This window comes from Jiangella asiatica, from assembly GCF_004349065.1.
GTDB classification, from domain to species: domain Bacteria; phylum Actinomycetota; class Actinomycetes; order Jiangellales; family Jiangellaceae; genus Jiangella; species Jiangella asiatica.
In genome coordinates this window covers 75,023-95,204 of the sequence record NZ_SMKZ01000020.1, presented here as the reverse complement: position 1 = coordinate 95,204, position 20,182 = coordinate 75,023, and the positions used below count along the sequence as shown (strand labels likewise).

At 68.9% G+C, this 20,182-nt stretch carries 16 protein-coding genes; 9 read left to right on the top strand and 7 right to left on the bottom strand.

The features are described 5' to 3' along the window. Positions 1–32 precede the first annotated feature (32 nt). From yczE to E1269_RS15545, 3 genes are all read left to right on the top strand, one after another. On the top strand, positions 33–641 hold the full coding sequence (gene yczE / locus E1269_RS15555; RefSeq protein WP_203433644.1) for a membrane protein YczE: 609 nt from the start codon (positions 33–35) through the stop codon (positions 639–641). 11 nt (positions 642–652) lie between these two features. Next, positions 653–1,789, top strand: a complete 1,137-nt coding sequence (locus E1269_RS15550) for a cystathionine gamma-synthase (protein ID WP_131896051.1) — start codon at positions 653–655, stop codon at positions 1,787–1,789. 62 nt (positions 1,790–1,851) lie between these two features. After that, positions 1,852–2,688, top strand: a complete 837-nt coding sequence (locus E1269_RS15545; RefSeq protein WP_131896049.1) for a DUF4328 domain-containing protein — start codon at positions 1,852–1,854, stop codon at positions 2,686–2,688. Here E1269_RS15545 and E1269_RS15540 read toward each other — a convergent pair whose 3' ends face one another. The 6 genes from E1269_RS15540 to E1269_RS15515 form a co-directional block, all read right to left on the bottom strand. Continuing rightward, positions 2,689–3,675: a Gfo/Idh/MocA family protein gene (locus E1269_RS15540; protein ID WP_131896047.1), complete on the bottom strand. Its 987-nt coding sequence runs from the start codon at positions 3,673–3,675 to the stop codon at positions 2,689–2,691. Further along, positions 3,672–4,676, bottom strand: coding sequence for a Gfo/Idh/MocA family protein (locus tag E1269_RS15535; protein ID WP_131896045.1), 1,005 nt, complete (start codon positions 4,674–4,676; stop codon positions 3,672–3,674). The genes E1269_RS15540 and E1269_RS15535 overlap by 4 nt, the downstream gene beginning before the upstream one ends. Further along, complete coding sequence (locus E1269_RS15530; RefSeq protein ID WP_420810642.1) at positions 4,673–5,476, bottom strand: carbohydrate ABC transporter permease; 804 nt, start codon at positions 5,474–5,476, stop codon at positions 4,673–4,675. The genes E1269_RS15535 and E1269_RS15530 overlap by 4 nt, the downstream gene beginning before the upstream one ends. Before the next feature lie 91 nt (positions 5,477–5,567). Then, complete coding sequence (locus E1269_RS15525; protein WP_131896041.1) at positions 5,568–6,545, bottom strand: carbohydrate ABC transporter permease; 978 nt, start codon at positions 6,543–6,545, stop codon at positions 5,568–5,570. Positions 6,546–6,618: 73 nt separating this feature from the next. After that, positions 6,619–7,935: an ABC transporter substrate-binding protein gene (locus E1269_RS15520; protein WP_131896039.1), complete on the bottom strand. Its 1,317-nt coding sequence runs from the start codon at positions 7,933–7,935 to the stop codon at positions 6,619–6,621. A 95-nt stretch (positions 7,936–8,030) separates the two neighbouring features. Beyond that, entirely contained in the window at positions 8,031–12,572 is a 4,542-nt protein-coding gene (locus tag E1269_RS15515) for a 3-keto-alpha-glucoside-1,2-lyase-like domain-containing protein (protein WP_131896113.1), read from the bottom strand. A gap of 399 nt (positions 12,573–12,971) precedes the next feature. Here E1269_RS15515 and E1269_RS15510 point away from each other — a divergent pair, with 399 nt between their 5' ends. After that, on the top strand, positions 12,972–14,171 hold the full coding sequence (locus E1269_RS15510) for an ROK family transcriptional regulator (RefSeq protein ID WP_203433639.1): 1,200 nt from the start codon (positions 12,972–12,974) through the stop codon (positions 14,169–14,171). Between the two features lie 40 nt (positions 14,172–14,211). On the opposite strand, the gene E1269_RS15505 is transcribed toward E1269_RS15510, so the two are convergent. Next, positions 14,212–15,195 carry a TIGR03557 family F420-dependent LLM class oxidoreductase gene (locus E1269_RS15505; protein WP_203433637.1) on the bottom strand — a complete coding sequence of 328 codons (984 nt, stop codon included), beginning with the start codon at positions 15,193–15,195 and terminating at the stop codon, positions 14,212–14,214. Between the two features lie 67 nt (positions 15,196–15,262). Here E1269_RS15505 and ilvA point away from each other — a divergent pair, with 67 nt between their 5' ends. From ilvA to E1269_RS15480, 5 genes are all read left to right on the top strand, one after another. Beyond that, a complete protein-coding gene (ilvA, locus tag E1269_RS15500; RefSeq protein WP_131896035.1) occupies positions 15,263–16,477 on the top strand; it encodes a threonine ammonia-lyase in 1,215 nt (404 codons plus the stop codon). Between the two features lie 414 nt (positions 16,478–16,891). Continuing rightward, the gene (locus E1269_RS15495) at positions 16,892–17,755 is read left to right on the top strand and encodes a hypothetical protein (protein WP_131896033.1); all 864 of its coding nucleotides are present in this window, start codon (positions 16,892–16,894) and stop codon (positions 17,753–17,755) included. After that, positions 17,752–18,162, top strand: a complete 411-nt coding sequence (locus tag E1269_RS15490; protein WP_131896031.1) for a DUF2089 domain-containing protein — start codon at positions 17,752–17,754, stop codon at positions 18,160–18,162. Before E1269_RS15495 ends, E1269_RS15490 begins: the two co-directional genes overlap by 4 nt. A gap of 122 nt (positions 18,163–18,284) precedes the next feature. Then, positions 18,285–19,307, top strand: a complete 1,023-nt coding sequence (locus E1269_RS15485; RefSeq protein WP_131896029.1) for an ATP-binding cassette domain-containing protein — start codon at positions 18,285–18,287, stop codon at positions 19,305–19,307. Further along, positions 19,304–20,134, top strand: coding sequence for an ABC transporter permease (locus E1269_RS15480; protein WP_239000908.1), 831 nt, complete (start codon positions 19,304–19,306; stop codon positions 20,132–20,134). The genes E1269_RS15485 and E1269_RS15480 overlap by 4 nt, the downstream gene beginning before the upstream one ends. The last annotated feature ends 48 nt before the right edge of the window (positions 20,135–20,182 follow it).

Sequence of the window (20,182 nt, the reverse complement as noted above, 5' to 3'; positions counted from 1 at the left end):
ACAGGCCAGATTCGCGGAGGATGTGCGCTGTGATGGTGCGACGTCTTGTCCAGCTCTATGCCGGGCTGGTCCTCTACGGATTCAGCATGGCCCTCCTCGTCGAGGCCGACCTCGGGTTGGACCCGTGGGACGTCCTCCACCAGGGCCTGGCCGAACGCACGTCGCTGACCATCGGGGTGGTCACCATCATCGTCGGCGCTCTGGTGCTGCTGGCCTGGATCCCGCTGCGGCAGCGGCCCGGTGTGGGCACCATCAGCAACGTCATCGTCATCGGGCTGGCGGTCGACGCGACCATCTGGGTCGTGCCATCGCCGGACGTCCTGGCCGTGCGGATCGCCTTCGTGGTGGGTGGTGTGACGCTCAACGCCGTCGCCACCGCGGCCTACATCGGGGCCCGGCTCGGTCCCGGCCCGAGGGACGGACTGATGACCGGACTGGTCCGCCGGACCGGCCGGTCGGTCCGGCTGGTCCGGACCACGATCGAGGTCACGGTGCTGGCCACCGGCTGGCTGCTCGGCGGCACCGTCGGCGTCGGGACCGCGGTGTATGCGCTGTCGATCGGCCCGCTCGTCCACCTGCTGCTGCCGCGGCTGGAGGTGCGTGAACCCGTTCCCGTCGCCCCGGTGCCGCAGGCGACGTAGAGTCGCATCTCGTGCACGGATTCGAGACGCGAGCCATCCACGCGGGGCAGGAGCCCGACCCCCGGACGGGTGCTGTCATCCCGCCCATCTACGCCACCAGCACCTACGCGCAGGACGGCGTCGGCGGGCTGCGCGAGGGGTACGAGTACAGCCGCACCGCCAACCCCACCCGTACCGCGCTCGAGGAGTGTGTGGCAGCGCTCGAGGGCGGTAGCCGCGGGCTCGCGTTCGCCAGCGGCATGGCGGCAGAGGACACCCTGTTGCGCACGGTGCTTCGGCCGGGCGACCACGTCGTCATCCCCGACGACGCCTACGGTGGCACGTTCCGCCTCATCAGCAAGGTCGCCGAGCGGTGGGGCATCAGCTGGACGCCGGCCGCGGTCGCCAGCGTGGCGTCGGTGCGCGCGGCGGTCCGTCCGGAGACCAAGGTCATCTGGGTCGAGACACCCACCAACCCGCTGCTCGGCGTGGCCGACATCGCCGCCCTCTCGGCCGTGGCCCGCGATGCCGAGGCCCTGCTCGTCGTCGACAACACGTTCGCGACGCCGTACCTGCAGCTGCCGCTCTCGCTCGGCGCCGACGTCGTCGTCCACTCCACCACCAAGTACTGCGGCGGCCATTCCGACGTCGTCGGCGGTGTCCTGGTCGTCTCCGACGCCGGACTCGGCGACGAGCTCGCCTACCACCAGAACGCCATCGGGGCCATCGCCGGACCGTTCGACGCCTGGCTGGTGTCGCGAGGGCTGAAGACCCTGGCCGTGCGCATGGACCGGCACTGCGACAACGCCGAGCGGGTCGTCGACCTCCTGCTCCAGCACCCGCGGGTCTCGCAGGTGCTGTACCCGGGCCTGGCCGAGCACCCCGGCCATGACGTCGCGGTCAAGCAGATGAGCCGGTTCGGCGGCATGGTGTCGTTCCGGATGGTCGACGGCGAGCAGGCCGCGGTCGACGTCTGCGACCGTGCCCGGCTGTTCACGCTGGCCGAATCGCTCGGCGGCATCGAGTCGCTCATCGAGCACCCCGGCCGGATGACCCACGCGAGTGCCGCCGGCAGCGCGCTGGAGGTCCCGGCCGACCTCGTGCGGCTGTCCGTCGGCATCGAGACCGTCGACGACATCCTCGCCGATCTCCGGCAGGCACTGGGCTGACCCTTTCCCCGACGAGGTGCGGACCGCTAGGTTGAGCGTCGCCTTCTCGAATCGGGGTATATGTGAGCTTCTACGACAATCCGGACCACCAGTGGGACCGCGCTGACCTGCGTCCGGCACCGCGGGCCGGCGATCCGGCCAGCCTCGGCGGGTTGCGCACCGCATTGACGGTGCTGCTGGCCATCATCGCCGCGATCAGCGCCGTCACCGTGGTGGCATACCTGCTGCGGATCGCCTACGTCGTCGACGTGCTCGATGACGGCGGGGCGGACCCCGACCGCGCCGACGCGCTCGACGCGTTCATGGCGGCGTGCGTCGTGCTATGGACCCTGATGTTGCTGGCGATCGCGCCGGTGTTCATCGTCTGGCAGTACCGGCACGCCAAGAACGCGCGGCTCCTTGGCTCGGTCATGTGGGGCCCGGGCTGGGCCGTCGGCGGCTGGTTCATCCCGATCGCCAACCTCTTCATCCCGGCACGGCAGGTGTACGTGTCGAGCCGGTTCTCCGATCCGCGGGGCCGCGCGGCAGGCGTCGTCGTCGGATGGTGGCTGTGCCTGGTACTGGCGTCGACGCTGAACCGGGCGGTGTCCACCTACGAACCCGAAGGGCTCGGCTACGACTACCTGCGCGGCCTGCGCACCGCGGACAGCCTGGGGGTGGCCGCGGAGATGGCGTTCATCGCGGCGTCGGTGCTGGCCGTGGTCATGGTGCGGCGGCTGTCCGACCGTCAGGACGAGGCGCTGCGCCAGCGGCTGGCGCGCCTTGGTGGCCCCACCGCGCCGTCGTACGCCGCGTGGCCCATGCCGCCCGGCGCGGAGGCCACCCCGTACGGCCCGCCGCCCGGGGCCGTCCCCGCGCCTCCGCCTGTCCCACCCGCGCCCAGCGACCCACCGCACTGATCACGGAGCGACGGGCTGGCCGGTGGCGGCCGACCGGTACGCTGCCAGCGCCACGCGCGTGGCCGCCAACCCGTCCTCGCCGGTGACGGCCGGCGTGCGACGCTCACGCACCGCGTCGAGGAACTCGTCGATCATGCCCTGGTTGGCGTCCGAGCCCCACATCGGCCAGCCGAGCTGCCCGTGCGGTCCGCCGTGGACGGTGAGGTGCTGGCTGAAGGCGTCGACGGCGATCGTGCCGTGCTCGCCGACCAGTTCGATGGTGAGCCCGCCCCACGTGGGATAACCCTCGGGGCGGCTCCAGCTGGAGTCGATGGTCGCGAACACGCCGTCGGGATAGCTGAGCATGACCAGTCCGCCGGTCTCCACGGTGACGGCGTCGCGGTGCAGGACCCGGTTCGTCGCCGCGTACACCTCCACGGGATCCTGGCCCAGGTACCAGCGCATGACGTCGGCGAGATGGACCGTGTGGTCCATGATCGCGCCGCCGCCGGCCAGCACGGCGTCGGCGAACCAGGCGGCGTGCCGGGTGGGCAGCACGCTCTGGTTGGTGCCGGTGCACGCATAGACCTGGCCCAGTGCGCCGTCCGCGAGCAGCGCGGCCGCCTCCTGGATCGGCGGGCTGAACCGCATCGGGAACGCCGTCATCAGCGGTACGCCGGCGCTCGCGCACGCCTCGACAATGGCGCGCGCATCGTCGTCGCTCGTGGCGAGCGGCTTCTCGCAGAGCACCGCGACGCGGGCCGTGGCCGCCAGCTCCACCAGCCGGCGGTGGTGGACCGTCTCCGAGCAGACGACGACGGCGTCGACCCCGGCGTCCAGCAGCTGCTGCGGCGACGAGAACCACGGCACCGCGTGCGCGGTCGCCCACGTCGTGCCGCGATCGGCGTCGTCGTCGGTGACGCCGGCCACCTCGGCACCGGCGGCCCGGACGTTGTCGACGTACGCATCGGCGTGCACGTGTGCGGTGGACAGGAACCCGACTCTCATGCGACTGCCTCCACGTCCGCGGGCCGGCCGGTGGCGATCGACTGCCCGACAGCCGCCGCGATCCGCACCGCGGCCAGGGCGTCCTCGGCGGTGACGATCGGCGCCGCCGTGCCGCGGACGGCGTCCAGGAGATGCCGCAGCTGGACCGTGTATGGCGTCTCGGCGAGTGGGCTGGAAGGCAGCGGCATCTCACCGGGACGCGAGCCGGCCCGCAGGGTCGGGCGCACCGGGGCGCTGCGGTCGGAGTCGAACTCGAGGACGCCCCCGGAGCCGGAGATCTCCGCCCGGGTGCGAAAGCTCGGCGGCGGGTGCGCCCACGAGCCTTCGACGTGGCTGATGGCGCCAGACGAGTGCCGCAGGATGGCCAGGACATGGTCGGCGCGCGCGTCCGGGCGGGCCGCCCGGACACCGCGCGCGTGCACGCCCACGACGTCACCGGCGACCCATCGGGCGTAGTCGAAGTCGTGCACCATCAGGTCGAGGTGGAGGCCGCCGGACCGTGCCTCGTCGAGGTACCAGTTGCCCGCCGGTTTCGCCGGCTGGAACGTCGCCCGGGTCAGCCGGACCACCGCCGGTTCGCCGATCACGCCGGCGTCGACCGCGGCCTTCGCCGCCGCGTACTCGGGGAAGAACCGCACGACATGAGCGGGCAGGAGCGGCACCCCTGCCTCCCGGCACGTCGCGATCATGTCCGCTGCCTCGTCAGGCGTGCGGGCCAGCGGCTTCTCGCAGACCACGGCGCAGCCTGCTCGGGCCGCGCGGACGGCGATCTCGTGGTGCAGGTCGGTGGGGACGCAGACGTCGACGAGATCGACCTGGTCGAGGAGCTCGTCGAGACCGGTGCACGCGTGCATGCCGTACTGGTGCGCCAGCCGCGACGGCGGGCTGCCTCGGCCGGCCACGACCGCGGTGAGCCGGGCGTCCGGGCAGGCCGCCCACGCCGCCGCGTGAACCGACCCCATGAAGCCCGCGCCCACGATGCCGACCCGCGTGCGTTTCATTTGACCGCTCCTGACGTCAGGCCGCGGACGAACTGTCGCGAAAAGATGATGAACAGCGCCAGCATGGGCAGCGCCGCGAGCGTGAGCACCGCGAGAACGGCGTTCCAGTCGGTGATGAACTGTCCGAGGAACAGCTGCGTGCCGAGGGTGACCGTGCGCACGTTCTCGCTGGGCGTGAGGATCAGCGGGAACCAGAGGTCGTTCCAGATCGGCAGCATTGTGTACACGCCGATGGCGGCGAGCCCCGGTCGCACGAGCGGGACGGCGAGGGCGTACACCCGGTACTCGCTCGCGCCGTCGATCCGGGCGGCGTCCTTCAGGTCGCCGGGCACCTGTTTGAAGAACGCGGTCAGGACGAACACCGCAAGGGGCAGCCCCATCGCGGTGTACACCAGCACCAGGCCGGCCAGCGAGTTCACCAGCCCCAGCCGGACCATGAGGTCGAGGATGCCGACCGTGCCGAGACGGATCGGGATCATGATCCCCACGGCCAGGTACATGGAGAGCAGGGTGATGCCAGCGAAGCGGTACTCGGCCAGGGCGAAGGCCGCCATCGACCCCAGCAGCAGCACCAGGAACACCGTGCCGACGGTGACGATGAAGCTGTTGAGGAAGTACAACTCGAACCGGGCCCGGGTGAACACAGTCTCGAAGCCGGCGAGGTCGAACGTGTCGGGAGTCGGAAAGACGAACGGCCCTTCGAAGATCGCCTCGCGGGACTTGAGCGAGTTCATGACGATCAGCGCGATCGGCCCGCAGGCCACGACGACGTAGGCGAGCAGGATGACGTGCGGAACCACCGCTCCGGCCCGTGCCCGCCACGGGCGGCCCGCGGCCGGCGCCCGCGTGACACCGCGGACCGGCGTGTTCACAGCGCTCACTTTGGGCTCCTCACAGTTCGTAGCTCTCGACACGGCGCTGCCAGCCGTAGAAGTACAGGAGCACGCCGGCCAGGATGAGGAGGAACATCATGGTGGCGACCGTGGCGCCCATGGTGCTGGAGCCCTGCTGGAGCTGGAAGCCGAAGAAGGTCCGGAAGAAGAACGTCCCCATGATGTCCGAGGCGAAGTCCGGCCCGGCCAGGGCGCCCTTCACGGTGTAGATCAAATCGAACGCGTTCATGTTGGCGACGTAGGTGACGACGGAGACGATGCCGACCGTGGGCAGGAGCAGCGGGAACTTGACCCGCCAGAACGTCGTCCAGGCGCTGGCGCCGTCGACGGTCGCCGCCTCGGTGAGCTCGTCCGGGATGCTGATGAGGACGGCGTAGAACAGGATCATCGGGATGCCGATGTACTGCCACACGGACATCAGTGCGAGCGTGACCAGTGCGGTGCTGGACTGGCCGAGCAACGGCGTGTCGACGAACCCCCACACCGGGCTGATGATGAGCTGCCAGATGAATCCGACGATGACCACGCTCAGGGTCGTCGGGAGGAACAGCAGTGTGCGGTAGGTTCCCCGTCCGCTGAGCGTCGGCGTGGCCAGCAACGCCGCGAGCAGCAGTCCGATCGGGTTCTGCACCAGGAAGTGCACGGCGAAGAACACCAGGTTGTTCCACACCGCGTTCCAGAAGGCGTCGGACAGCAGATCGTCGGTGAGCAGGTGGACGAAGTTGTCGAGTCCGACGAAGACCTGGACGCCGTCGCGCGGAGCGAACATGCTCAGCCGCAGCGAGTCGAGCAACGGGTAGACCATGAACACCGTGTAGATCGCGGCCGCCGGCGCGATGAAGACGACCAGATGCGTGGGGAACCGGCGTCGACGTGACCGGGCGACGGGGCCCGCGGGCGGGACGGCCTCGGTGCTTGCCGTTGTGGTGCCGGCACTTGTCCCGGCCGGCTGACTCGTTGTCCGCAGTCGGCTCATGTGTGCTCCTTCCCGGAGGTGAGGGTGTGGGGCGGACCGCCCGGCGACCGCCCCACACTCGGAACCCCCCGACCTACGGCTGCTGCGGTTGGTACCAGCGCTCCAGCCCGTCCTGGGCCCGAGCGGCGGCCTCCTGCGGTTCGACGGTGCCGTTGAGCAGTTGTGCGCTGAGGTCCCACAGCTGGTTCTCCAGGTTGGGTTCGCCGCGCGAGAGGATCTGGTACGAGTTGCGGATGGTCGACTCGCACTCGTCGCGCCAGTTGAGGAACTCCTGCGCCAACGGGTCGTCCACCTCGACGTCGTGGTCGGACATCGGGAAGAACCCCGGCAGCGAGTTGGCGTACAGGTCGGCGAACTCCGCCGAGGTCGTCCATTCGAGGAAGGTCCTGGCCTCCTCCGGATGGTCGGTGGCCGCGTTCATGCCGATGCCGATGTCGGTGTGGTCACTGATGTAACACGTGTCCTGACCCTCCGGCAGCGGGGGAGGGAACGCCGCCATCTCGAAGTCGGCCTGCTCGTTGAACAGCGCGATCTCCCAGGAACCGGCCGGGAAGATCGCACCCCTGCCGAGGGTGAACAGGTTCTGCGCGTCCGGATAGGTGGTCGACTCGTAGCCATCGGGCAGATAGTCCGCCCACGAAGCCAGCTCGGTGAAGGCGGCGACGTACTGCTCGTCGTCGAAGCTCTCGGTCCCGTCGATCAGGCCCTGACGGCCGGTCTCGCCGTTCCAGTAGTTCGGGCCGATGTTCTGCAGGCCCATGGTCGCCGCCTCCCATTGGTCCGCGGTCCCCATCACCAGCGGGGAGTACGAGCCGTCAGCGGCGATCTGGTCGAGGACCTCGTGGAACTGCTCCTCCGTCTCCGGCGGCGTGATACCGAGCTCGTCGAAGATCTCCGTGTTGTAGAGGAAACCGTGGATCACCGACGCCATGGGGACGCAGAACGTCTGCGAGCCGTCGTCGGTCGACCACGCGCTGCGCGCGACGTCGTCGAAGGCCTCCATACCTTCCAGGTCCGTCAAGGGCGCGAGATGGCCCTCCTCGTACAGGCGCAGTGCGACGTCGAACGGACGGCAGGTGATCAGGTCGCCCGCCGTTCCTCCGGAGAGCTTGGCGTCGAGCGCGGCATCGTACTCGTCCGGCGCGGTCGGCTGGAAGTTCACCTGGATGTCCGGGTGCTGTTCGTGGAAGGCCGGCAAGATGACGTCCTCCCAGATCGCGAGGTCGTCGTTGCGCCAGCTCTCCATGAGGAGCGTGACCTGGCCACCGCCGCCGGTGTCCTCGCTGTCGGCGGCGTCGGTGTTATCTCGCGGATCGACGCTCTCGCCACAGGCGGCGAGGACCAGGACGGCGCCCGCCGCCGGTGCGAGCCAGCCGAGTCGGTTCGACATGAGACCTCCCGTGATGCTCAAAAGGGCTGGAAAGCCTTTGTCCGGCGCCGGCCACCACGGGGCGGACCGGCACCGGACGTCGGCTGTCAGTGGATTCAGGGCATGGACAGCCACATTGGGCTCAGAACTCCTTGGCGTCCGATGTCACTGCGTGCCGCGGTGCTGACTATGGCGCTTCGTTGCCTGGTGCTGAGCACGCCATCGGTCACCAGCTGGTTGGTCACCTCCCTGACATGTCTCATGAAGGCTCCGTGGTTCGTCCAGTCACCGTCGTCGAGGACGAGATCGTTGACCGTGCATCCGTCGTCGCGGGCGTGGTTGACCACTCCGCTGTCGAGCTGGCCGATCATAACGGTCTCGCGCAGGTCCGGCTGCGGGCAGGCGCTCGGCCCGCCGTCGGAGATGGTGAACTCGATTGGCTGCCAGTCCTCGACGTTGCCGGCCAGGTCCACCGACTGGAACTCGACGGTGTGCGTGCCGGGCTCGCTCACGACGACCGGTTCCTCGTAGGCCGTCGGCTCCGCCTCACCGGCCATCCGGTAGTGCGTCGCCGCCACGCCGGATGTGGCGTCCTGGGCGTCGAGCGTCACCGTCACCGGGCCGGTGAAGACGTCGCCGTCCTGCTCGCCCGTCAGGGATGCCGTGGTGGCCGGAACCGTCTGGTCGATCAGGAACTCGATCTCCTCGATCCCGGTCTCCACCGGCGGCTCGCCACTCGACGGAGTCACCTCGAACGTCGACACCATTCCGGTCCACGTCGTCGGATCACCCGGGTCCGGCCGGTTCGAATGCGGGGTGCAATACACGTAGTACGTGCCCACGTCCGCCGCCTCGAAGTAGAACGGGTCGTCCTCCCAGTCCGATCCCAGCGGTCGAGATGCCAGCACCACGCCGTTCGCGTCCGTGACGACCACGTCATGTGGGTATCCGGGGACGTACTGGAACTTGACCGTGTCGCCCTGCTCCACGCTGAACTCGGTCTCGCTGAAACCGAACCCGCCCGCGCCGACCAGGATCTCCTTCTCGGCCGGCTCGTCGTCGCCAGCCACCACGGCCCGGTAGTCGATGTTGTAGACGCCGTCCGCGTCGAACACCACGGGCTCGGTCCACGTCCGCCACTCGGTCTCGTCGGTCCTCGGACGCCACTGCAGCTCCGCATCGGGGTTGTTGGACTCGAGAGCGAGCGTGACCGGCGAGACGTACCAGCCGTTGTCGCCGTCGGGCTCGGCCGGCTCCACGGAGGCGTCGACCGTCAGCTCGTCTTCGATCTCCTTGATCCAGACGTTGCGGAACTCCACGCTCTCGCCCGCCGCTTGACCTGCCGAGTGGTTCTGCAGGCCGACGTAGCCCTCGAGCCCACGGCTGCCGTCACCGGTGTAGGTGGCGACTTCGGTGCCGTTGAGGACCACCCGGTACTCCTGGCCGATCACCTCGATCTCCATCGTGTTCCACTCGCCGATGGGGTTGGTGGCCAGGGGTTCGGCCGGGGCGAAGGTGTAGATCGCACCGGTCCGGGTCAGGGGGTCGTCGGTGCCCTCGTAGATCTGGACCTCGTAGCCCTCGTTCACCGGGTTCCACGGATCACCTTGTGGGCCGGGGAAGCGGACGAACACGCCGGCGTTGTCGGTGGGCGCCTGGACCCGGAAGTCGACCCGCATGACGTAGTCGCTGAACGTCTGCTCGTCGTACCAGAGCAGACCCATCCCGCCGTGCGGCTGGAGCAGCCCGCACTCGTCGATCTCGAAGCCGCCGGGACCGGCCTGAGTCCAACCGTTCAGCGTCTCGCCGTCGAACAACGGCACGAAGCCCGCCGGAGGTGTCTCCGGCTCGGGGCACTGGTCCCCGCCGAGCTCCTGGATCCAGATGTCGCGGAAGAACACGTTGTCCGACACGCGGTTGTTCTGGATTCCGACGAACCCGGAGGCCAGGTCACGTCCGGAGCCTTCGGGGTTGTGGTACTCGTTGACCAGCACATCGTTGATCCACACCCGGATCATCGGGTCGTCGACCTCGATCTCCATCTCGTTCCACTGACCGGCGACGGTCGGGAACGACGTCGGTGCCTGGAAGGTGTAGATCGACCCGGTCTTCGAGCTGTCCGCGGCACCAGGGGAGCCGCCGGTGTCGTCGATCTGGATCTCGTAGCCCTGGCGCACCGCGACCCACGGGTCGTCGCCAGGATCGGGGAACCCGATGAACACGCCGGAGTTGTCCTCCTCGGCCACGGCCTTGAAGTCGACGTGCAGCCGGTAGGACTCGAACTCCTCTTCGTGCCACAGCATCCCCAGCCCGGCTGGGTCTCCGACCGACTCGAGGGCGCACGAACCCGCACGGTCCGCGTCCGGGACGATGGCGAACCCACCTGGGCCGGCCTGGTTCCAGCCGGTCAGCGTGGACCCGTCCCACAACGGCCGGTACCCGTCGTCGACGGTCGGGGCGGCGCACGCCGGCTCCTCCGGAACGCACAGCGAGAAGTCGGAGAACGTCGCGGTCAGCGGAGTCTGGATCGCATTCGGACCATGTGCCGCGATGAAGCCGAACTGGGGCGCTTCGTACTGCGAGATCGGGGCCGGTCGCCCGACGTTGACCCACGTCTCACCGTCGCGTGAGTACGCGAACCGCACGTTGTCGCCGTCACTGGTCAGCCGGAGATGGAGCGTCAGCGGCGCGTTCGTGATGGTGGCGTTGTCGATACCGCCCTGATACCGGATCTCGCCGTTCTCGTGGTACAGGTACTCCATCCGTCCATCGGCCTGGCCGACGTACGGCGGGAAGAACGCCGCCTTGGTGAAGTTCTGGTCGTCCTCGTAGATGATGAACCCGGCTTGGTCATGACTGACCGACTCCGCCGGCAGATCGACGGTCACCTCGGCCACCCATGGCTCATCGGGAACCGGAGTCATGATCAGGTTCTGCGCGTCGGTGTTGATGTTGCCGCTCAGATGGTTACTGATCATGTCTCCCTGCAGCATGTCGATCTCGAGCGCGCCGTCGACCTGCCGATAACCATCAGGGTTCTCCCGGACGATCGACGACCACATCTCACGATCGAGCTCGGTCCCGGCGAACTCGTCAGTCACGCACTCACCGAGCGGGGGATCGTCGTCGCTCACGTAGTCGACCCGGTAGAGCCCCGCGTTCGGGCTGCTCCCGAAGGAACCTCCCTCGAGCACGTACAACGAGCCGTCCGGGCCGAACTCCCCGTCCATGAGACCCGACCAGGTCTGCCCGGGCATGAAGTCGTCGATCGCGGTGACCGTCTCGTTCTCGTCGAGCTCGACCGTCTTCACGTGGCCGCGGTGGTAGTCGAGAAGGAACCAGCGTCCGTCGTAGTGCTCGGGGAACTTGGTCTCGGACTCGAGGCTCTCGTCGTAGCGGTACACCGGCCCTGACATCGGCCCACCGGCGCCGGAACCCATGTTCAGGAAGGGCTCCGGGATCGGGTTGATCTCCTGGGCCGGCCAACCGACCCAGCTCTCGGGCCAGCCCGCCCAGCTCCGCGGGTAATAGATCGTCGCCGGCTTCACGGGCGGCGTCTGCTCGAGCCCGGTGTTGTTCGGCGAGTCGTTGATCGGGCCGTTCGCACAGTCATAGAAGTCGCCCAGCGGCTCGTTCGTCGCGTAGTCCCACGGGCGGTAGGGATAGTTGTTCCCGATGCAGAACGGATACCCGAAGTTGGCCGGCTCCGACGTCACCATGTACTGATCGAAGCCCCACGGCCCACGCTCGGTCCACTCGCCGAGCCGGTCGGGGCCGTAGTTGCCGATGTGCAGCCGATCGGTCGCGGGGTCGAGCGAGATCCGGAACGGGTTGCGGAACCCCATCGCGTAGATCTCCGGCCGCGTCTTGCCGCCGCCCTCTTCCTCGCCCGTGAACAGGTTCCCTTCCGGGATCGTGTAGGTGCCGTCGGACTGCGGCGTGATCCGCAGGACCTTTCCGCGCAGGTCGTTCGTGTTGCCGGAGGTCCGGCGGTCGTCGTTGTACCAGTGGGTCGGGCGGCTGTCGAGTGGCGAGTACTGCTCGTTCAGGTCCGGCGGCGACTCGTCACCGGTGCTCAGGTACAGGTTGCCCGCGGAGTCGAAATCGACGTCTCCGGCCACGTGGCAGCAGTGCGTCTTGTTGTACGGCACCTTCAGCATGACGATTTCCGACGCCACGTCGAGCACGTCGTCCACGACGACGAACCGGGACAGGAAATGGCTGTTCTCGTCGCGGCTCGTGTAGTAGACGTACACCCAGCCGTTCGTCTCGAATGCCGGATCCAACGCCAGTCCCAGGAGTCCGCCCTCCTGGTTCTTCGACCCTTCGAAGTCAGGATTCTGCGGCAAGGGGTGGTCGTCGAAGACGTCCAGCTCAGCCGCGACGGTCAGTTGGCCGGTATCGGGGTGATAAACCCTGATCACGCCGTCACGGCTGGTCATGTACACCCGGCCGTCGTCCGCGATGTCCATCGACATGGGCTGCGGGACATCGGGAGTCAGCAGGACCTTCTCGAACTGGTCGTCCGCGGACAGTTCGGCGAAGGTGCCGCCGGAGTCCTCCGGAGCTTCGACCGTCTGAGCGGTGGCCGGCGGACTGACGATGATTGACAACAGCAGGGCTAGGAACAACAGCAACGATGCGGATCGCTTACGCAACATGGCTTCCTCCGGGGGGTGCCGGTCCTACCTCGATGACCACCGTGCCGACGTACTGTCGCTGCGGGGACTTAGTAGAGAAGCTGCCTGCATATGTCGAGTTGCGCCGAGATCAGGTTCGTTATGTCGGGGTGCCTGGGCCCTCGGGCCGCGGAGTGAGCCCGAGGATCGGCCGGTGCTGTAGCCGCGGCGGAAGGAGTGCGCTCCCAGCGCCGACATCGACATCGTCAGGAGTAACGGCAAGCACACGGATCGCTGACCAGACATGGTCTCTCCCAGGGTTGTCGGCCGCTGACGGCTACGAAGAGCACCACCTAGACTTAGTAAAGAAACTTCCTTCACTATGTTGCTGGAAGATCACTATGTTGGCACCAGACGTCGGATGTCAAGGGGTTAACAGTGGCACAATCCGGACATGGCAGTGGGCCGCAGGTACTGCGGCTCATGAACTGCGCGGCGGTGCTCGACGCGATCCGTGACGCGGGGACGGCGCGCGTGACGGAGCTCGTGCGAGCGACCGGTTTGTCGCGTCCGACGGTCAGCGCGGCGGTTTCGACGCTGATGGCCGACGGGTGGGTCGAGGAGACCGAGGCACCCGACATCGACCTGCCCCGCATGGGGCGGCCGGCGCGGGTGCTGCGGTTCCGCGCCGACGCCCGGTACGTGCTCGGGATCGACGTCGGGCCGCACAAGATCTACTGCGCGGTCGCCGACCTCAGCGGGACCGTCGTCTCCCGCGTGCGCCGTGACGTCACCGAGGCGAGCACGCAGGCCGGACTGCTCGACCATGTCCAAGCGACCATGAGAGAGGTGCTGGATGCCGTGCCGGTCCCGTCTTCCGCGCTCGCGGCGGTGGGCCTCGGTACGCCGGGAATCGTGGACGAGCGGCGTGGTGCCGTCGTGCAGGCACCGTCGGTACCGGGATGGAGCTCGCTCGAGCTGGGCAGCCTGCTCCGACGCAGTGTCGAGTGTCCCGTGCACGTGGAGAACGACGTCAACCTCGCCGTCATGGCCGAGCGGTGGAACGGTGCCGGCGGTGATGCCGACAACCTGATCCTCGTGCAGTGGGGCGCCCGGGTGGGTGCGGCCGTGCTGGTGCAGGGGCAGCTGCACCGTGGCGCCCACGGGGCGGCCGGTGAGATCGGCTTCGTCGAGCTCGAGGAGGAACCGCAGGGCGTGCAGGCCGACGGGCTCGGCCCGCTGGAGTCCGCGGTCGGGACCGCCTGGATGCTGCGCCGGGCGCGCAGCCTCGGCGACGACGAGAGCCCTGATGCCGCCGCCGTCCTCACGGCGGCGGCCGACGGCGACCCGCGGGCACGCCGGGTGGTCGACGAGGCGTGCGCACGGCTGGCGCGAGGCCTCGCCTCCTTCGTGTCGGCGATCGACCCCGAGCTGGTCATCATCGGCGGCGGCGTCGCGCTGGCCGGCGATGCGATCTTGGACGGCATCCGCCGGCATCTCACCCGGCGCGCGCTGGTGGTGCCGCGGCTGGAGCTGTCCCGCCTCGGTGACGACGCGGTCGCGCTGGGCGCCGTGCGGCTCGCCCTCGCCGACGCCGAGCGACGGCTCTTGGACGTCTACACCGTCCCCACCCCATGATCATGTTCCCTCGCGGACGCTCAGCGACCGAGAGGGATCGTCAGGCGGCCCAGTCGCGCAGGGCCGGCAGAACCTCGGCTCCGACCTTCTGGATGGTCGTGACGGGGTCGGTGCTGGCCACCTGGATCGCGACGTAGTCGGCGCCGACGTCACGCACCAGCGGCCGGTACGCCTCAGCCAGCTGCTCCAGGTCGCGCACGATCGTGTACTTGCTCAGGATCTCCTGCCGGTCCATGGCGTCCGCGCGCTCGCGCAGCACGGCGGGATCGGCCACCTCGAGCCGTCCGGGCGCCCGCAGGCCCCGCATCGCCGCCAGCGCCTCCCAGGCCTCGTCGTCGTCGCCGGCCAGCACGACCCAGCGGGTCGCCATGACCGTGGTGTCGGCGCCGCGAGCGGCCGCGGCTTCGCGGTACGGCGAGATGACCTTGGCGACGGTCTCGTCAGGGTCCTTGACGCTGGTGATGAGGCCTTCGCAGTTCTCGCCGGCAAACGTCGCCGACTTCGGGCCGCCGGCGGCCATCCACACCGGCACCCGCCCGATCGGCGGGCTGTAGAGCTTGGCGGTGCGGGCGGTGTAGTACTCGCCCTGGAGGTCGAGCTTCTCGCCGGCCAGTAGCCCGTGCATGATGACCAGCGCCTCGCGCATCCGGGCGATGCGCTCGGTGTAGCCGGGGAACTCGTAGCCCAGCGGTGCCTCGTTGATGGCCTCGCCGGTGCCGACACCGAGGATGAACCTGCCGTTCGACAGCCGGTCGACGGTGGCGGCGGCCTGCGCGATCAGGCCGGGGTGGTAGCGGAACAGCGGGGTGGTGACGCTGGGGGCCAACTGGACCCGTGTCGTGGCCTGGGCGACGGCGCCGAACCACGTCCAGACGAAGCTGGCCGCGGAGGCATCGTCGACCCAGGGGTGAAAGTGGTCGGCGCCGGTGACGACGTCGAAGCCGGACTGCTCGGCGAGGACGGCGTGCTGGACCAGCGCCTCGGGCTGATAAGACTCATGACTGCACAACCAGGCAAGCTTCACCCTGGCAACTCTATGAGGACGGTGCGGCCGGCAACCGGTCAGGCACCAGGAGTGACAGGATTCGGGCATGAGTACCGTCTCGATGGCAGACGTCGAAGCCGCGCGCGAGCTGTTGCGCGACGTCGTGCGGCCCACCCCGCTGGAGGACTCCCGCTGGCTGGCCGGACGGGTCGGCGGCCCGGTGCACCTGAAGTGCGAGAACCTCCAGCGTGCCGGCTCGTTCAAGATCAGGGGCGCGTACGTGCGCATCGCCCGGCTCTCCGACCAGGAGCGGGCCGCCGGTGTCGTCGCGGCCAGCGCCGGCAACCACGCCCAGGGCGTCGCGCTCGCGGCCAGCATGCTCGACACCAAGGCGACGGTCTTCATGCCCGAGGGTGCGGCCATCGTCAAGGAGAAGGCGACCCGCGCGTACGGTGCCGACGTCCGCTTCGCCGGCGCCAGCATCGACGACGCACTGCTGGCCGCCCGTGCCTTCGCGGCCGAGACCGGCGCCGTCCTCATCCACCCCTTCGACCACCCGGACGTCGTGGCCGGCCAGGCCACCGTCGGCATGGAGATCCTCGAGCAGTGCCCAGACGTGCGCACCATCGTGGTGGGCACCGGAGGCGGCGGGCTGACGGCGGGCATCGCGTTGGCGGCGCACCACCTCAAGCAAGGCGTTCGAGTGGTCGGCGTGCAGGCAGAGGGTGCCGCGGCGTACCCGGAGTCGCTCAAGGCGGGCCAGCCGCTGGCCCTGGAGCGGATGACCACCATGGCCGACGGCATCGCGGTCGGCTGCCCTGGCGACGTGCCGTTCGGGATGATCCAGGAGTACGTCGACTCCGTCGTGACCGTGTCCGAGGAGTCGCTGTCGCGGGCGCTGGTGCTGCTGCTGGAGCGGGCCAAGCTCGTGGTCGAGCCGGCTGGCGGCGCCGCCGTGGCCGCGCTGCTGGACGATCCAGCGTCCTACGATCCGCCGGTGGTCGCCGTGCTGTCCGGCGGCAACATCGACCCGCTGTTGCTGCTGCGGGTGATCCGCCACGGCATGGCGTCCGCCGGGCGCTATCTGTCGCTGCGGGTGCGGGTGCCCGACGCCCCTGGCGGGCTGGCCCGGCTACTGGCCGAGCTGGCCTCCGTCAACGCCAACGTCCTGGACGTGGTGCACGAGCGCACCGGCGCGAGCCTGTCGATCGAGGAGGTCGAGATCGCGTTGCAGCTGGAGACCAGGGGACCCGACCACTGCGACCGGGTGCTGGCCAAGCTGCGCGAGTCGGGCTACGCGGTGGCCATTTCAGAGCGCTGATCCCGACCCGCGGACGCGGGACCGGACCCCCGAAATGATCACGTTCAGCACGAAATCTCGTGTCGCACCATGCTTGCAAGCCTCATGAGGGTCGGGCACGCATGGTGATGGGTGTGGAAGCGTCCCGCTCGATCAATCGCCGACCGTTCGAGGCGACGATGTGAGGTCGCTGCATCGACGCGGTGAGATCGCCGTGATCAGGGCGATCGCACCCTCATACGGTGCTCACAGTGATCTCACACGGTTGCCCCAGCCCGGCCGGGCAGGCTCGAAACACGGCGCGAACGAACCCTCACGCGGTTTCCTCGCGATGTCCGAACCCGCGGTTCGGAGAGTCTCCCGTTCAGAGCGTCGACCTTCCAATCTGGCAATCGGACTTGACGATTTGATAGTTCGAGTTCCACTATGTGATGCATGAACACCCTCAGCGTGCGTGAGATCCTCCAGCAGGTGGCCGACGGCCGGCTCGATCCGACCCAGGCGGCCGTCCTGCTCGACCAGGTCGACGACACGTCGGGGAATGCGCCTGCCGACGACACCGCCGACGACGGCACGGCCGCCGGAAGCGCGGAGCCTGGCGCGGGCAGCCGCGTCGGCGGGGGCAGGGCGGTGGCCGCGCCGAAGATCGATCGCATCCAGGTCCAGGCCACCTCGCGGCGCGTTGTCGTCACTGGGGACCCCAGCGTCGCCACCGTCGCCGTCGACGGCCAGCACACCGTCCGGCGCGACGGCACCACTCTCCACATCAGCGGTGAGTCCGAGCTGGTGCCCACCGAGGGTGCGTTCGTCCTGCTGGCGGGCGGCCGCTGGCGCGACGTCGCCGCCCGGTTCCAGAACCCCGGGCAGCTTCTCGACCTGCGGGTCCGGGTGAACCCCGAGCTCGCCGTCGGCGTGGAGGTCATCGCCGGGTCGCTGCAGGTCAGCAGGGTTCCGGCCGTCGACCACGTCCGCGTGACCGCCGGGTCGCTGCGAGTCCACGACCTGGAGAGCCCGGTCGACCTGCTCGTGCAGGCCGGCTCCGGACAGGTCGAGACCCGTCAGCTCGCCGGGCGCTCGCGGATGCGGTGCGAGTCCGGTTCGTTGCAGCTCACCCTGCTCGACGGGTCCGATGTCCGGGTGCGCTCCGACGTCCAGCTCGGCCGCCTGCGCACGGTGCCCGAGCGCACCGGACGCGACCGCGACCGTGACGTCGTCCTCGGCACAGGCGCCGCCGAGATCGACGTCGAGGTCGTCATGGGCGACGTCACGGTCACGCTGCCGGCGGGTGGCCGCCGATGAGTTCCGACCTCCGTCCCGACGCCCACGCACTGCATCACCAGGCACCCGCCGACTGCCCGGTCTGCGGCGTGAAACTGCACGTCACCAGGCTGGGCTGCGACTCGTGCGGCACGGAGCTGTCCGGACGCTTCGCGTCGTGCCCCTACTGCGCGCTCAACGCGCAGGACCAGAAAATTCTGAGCACGTTCCTGGTCTCCCGGGGCAATATGAAGGAGCTTGCCCGCGAGCTGGGCGTCAGCTACCCGACGGCCCGGCAGCGGTTCGCCGAGCTTCTGGCGCGGCTTGGATTGGAGGAGACGGTGGAGGCAGGCGCGAGCCAGGCGGACGCCGTCGATCGCGAAGCGGTTCTGCGGCGGCTGGCCGCGGGTGAGCTCGATCTGGACCAGGCGACCGAACTGTTGAGCTGAGCGCGAACAGTTAAAAATCAGGATTGACTTATATAAGCGTTGGCGGGCATTCTGGCGCGTGCCGGTAGCTCGTCCGAGCGGTGCGGTGTCGCGACCTGACCCTGTCGGAGGCACCTGTCACCATGCCCACACCACTCACACGAGAGGACACCACCGTGAACGCCATCACCGCCGAGGGTCTGGTCAAGACCTTCGGCTCCGGGGAGAAGGCCGTGAAGGCCGTCGGGGGAGTCGACCTGGTCGTGCCCGAGGGCACCGTGGTCGGCATGCTCGGTCCGAACGGCGCGGGCAAGACCACGACCGTCCGCATGCTCACCACCCTGCTGGCGCCCGACGCCGGACGCGCGATCGTCGCCGGCCACGACGTCGTCAAGGAGCCGCAGGCCGTCCGGTCCAAGATCGGCCTCTCCGGCCAGTACGCGGCCGTCGACGAGAACCTCACCGGTCGCGAAAACCTCTGGCTGTTCGGCCGGCTCTACCAGCTCTCCCGGCAGCAGGCGTCCCAGCGGGCCGAAGAGCTGCTCGAGCAGTTCAACCTCACCGAGGCCGCCGACCGGACGCTCAAGACCTACTCCGGTGGCATGCGCAGGCGGCTCGACCTCGCCGGCAGCCTCATCGTGCACCCGAAGATCCTCTTCCTGGACGAGCCCACCACCGGCCTCGACCCGAGCAGCCGGCTCGACCTGTGGGACGTCATCCGCGAGCGGGTCGCCGACGGCGCGACCATCCTGCTGACCACGCAGTACCTCGAGGAGGCCGACGCACTGGCCGACAACATCGTCGTCATCGACCACGGCCACATCATCGCCCAGGGGACCGCCGACCAGCTCAAGGCGCAGATCGGTGGCGAGCGCATCGAGGTCGTGGTCCGTGACGCCGAGGCGCTCGACACCGCCGAGCAGGTGCTCAACCTCGGCAGTGGCGGGCAGTGTGTGCGCGACGACCACACCCGCAAGCTCATCGTTCCCACCCATACCGGCTCGAAGGGTCTGATCCAGGTGATCCGCGACCTCGACGAGGCCGGCGTGGCCATCGACGACATCGCATTGCGCCGGCCCACGCTCGACGACGTCTTCGTCAAGCTCACCGGCCGTCACGCCGAAGAAGAGACGCCGGCCACCGAGCCGGCAGGGAGGGCATCGTGACCACCACCGACCTCATGCCGAGCGCCAGTCGGGTCGGGCTCAGCCAGGCGTTCACCGACGCCATGACCATCACCTGGCGGAACATCCGGGCCGGCCTGCGGGTGCCGGATAACCAGATCTACATGTTCATCCAGCCGATCATGTTCGTGCTGCTGTTCGCCTACGTGTTCGGCGGCGCGATCCAGGCCCCCGGTGTCGACTACACCGAGTACCTGATGGCCGGCATCTTCGTCCAGACCATGGCGTTCGCGTGTGCGCCGGCCAGTGTCGGTCTCGCCGACGACATGCAGAAGGGTCTGATCGACCGGTTCCGGTCGCTGCCGATGGCCCGTTCCGCGGTGATTTCCGGGCGTGTCGTGGCCGACCTGGTGAACCAGTTCATCGTGCTGGTCATCATGATCGTCTGCGGGTTCATCGTCGGCTGGACGTTCCACAACGGTTTCGGCCAGTTCCTCGCCGCGATCGGGCTGATGATGCTGTTCGCGTTCGCGATGCTCTGGGTCGGCGCCTACATCGGGCTGTCGGTCGGCAACCCGCAGGTGGCCGCGTCCGCCGGGCTGATCTGGCTGTTCCCGGTCGTGTTCATGTCCAACGCGTTCGTGCCGCCGTCCACGATGCCGTCCGTCGTTCAGGCCATCGCGGAGTGGAATCCCGTCAGCGCCATGGTGGCCGGTGCCCGCGACCTGTTCGGCAACCAGGGCATCATCGACTCCGACGCCTGGCCGATGGAGAACCCGGTCGCGGCCGCACTGCTGTGGTGCCTGCTGATCATTGCGGTCTTCGCGCCGCTGGCGATCCGCAAGTACAAGGCCGCCTCCAGCAAGTAACCAGAGGCCCAGCCCCACACGCGACGAGGTGCCGCTCGCGATCTTCGC

Bases quoted from the DNA above. Each gene is read 5' to 3' on its own strand.
- yczE (WP_203433644.1), top strand. From the start codon at position 33: ATGGTGCGACGTCTTGTCCAGCTCTATGCCGGGCTGGTCCTCTACGGA.
- E1269_RS15540 (WP_131896047.1), bottom strand. From the start codon at position 3,675: ATGAGAGTCGGGTTCCTGTCCACCGCACACGTGCACGCCGATGCGTAC.
- E1269_RS15535 (WP_131896045.1), bottom strand. From the start codon at position 4,676: ATGAAACGCACGCGGGTCGGCATCGTGGGCGCGGGCTTCATGGGGTCG.
- E1269_RS15525 (WP_131896041.1), bottom strand. From the start codon at position 6,545: ATGAGCCGACTGCGGACAACGAGTCAGCCGGCCGGGACAAGTGCCGGC.
- E1269_RS15520 (WP_131896039.1), bottom strand. From the start codon at position 7,935: ATGTCGAACCGACTCGGCTGGCTCGCACCGGCGGCGGGCGCCGTCCTG.
- ilvA (WP_131896035.1), top strand. From the start codon at position 15,263: ATGAGTACCGTCTCGATGGCAGACGTCGAAGCCGCGCGCGAGCTGTTG.
- E1269_RS15495 (WP_131896033.1), top strand. From the start codon at position 16,892: ATGAACACCCTCAGCGTGCGTGAGATCCTCCAGCAGGTGGCCGACGGC.
- E1269_RS15490 (WP_131896031.1), top strand. From the start codon at position 17,752: ATGAGTTCCGACCTCCGTCCCGACGCCCACGCACTGCATCACCAGGCA.
- E1269_RS15485 (WP_131896029.1), top strand. From the start codon at position 18,285: ATGCCCACACCACTCACACGAGAGGACACCACCGTGAACGCCATCACC.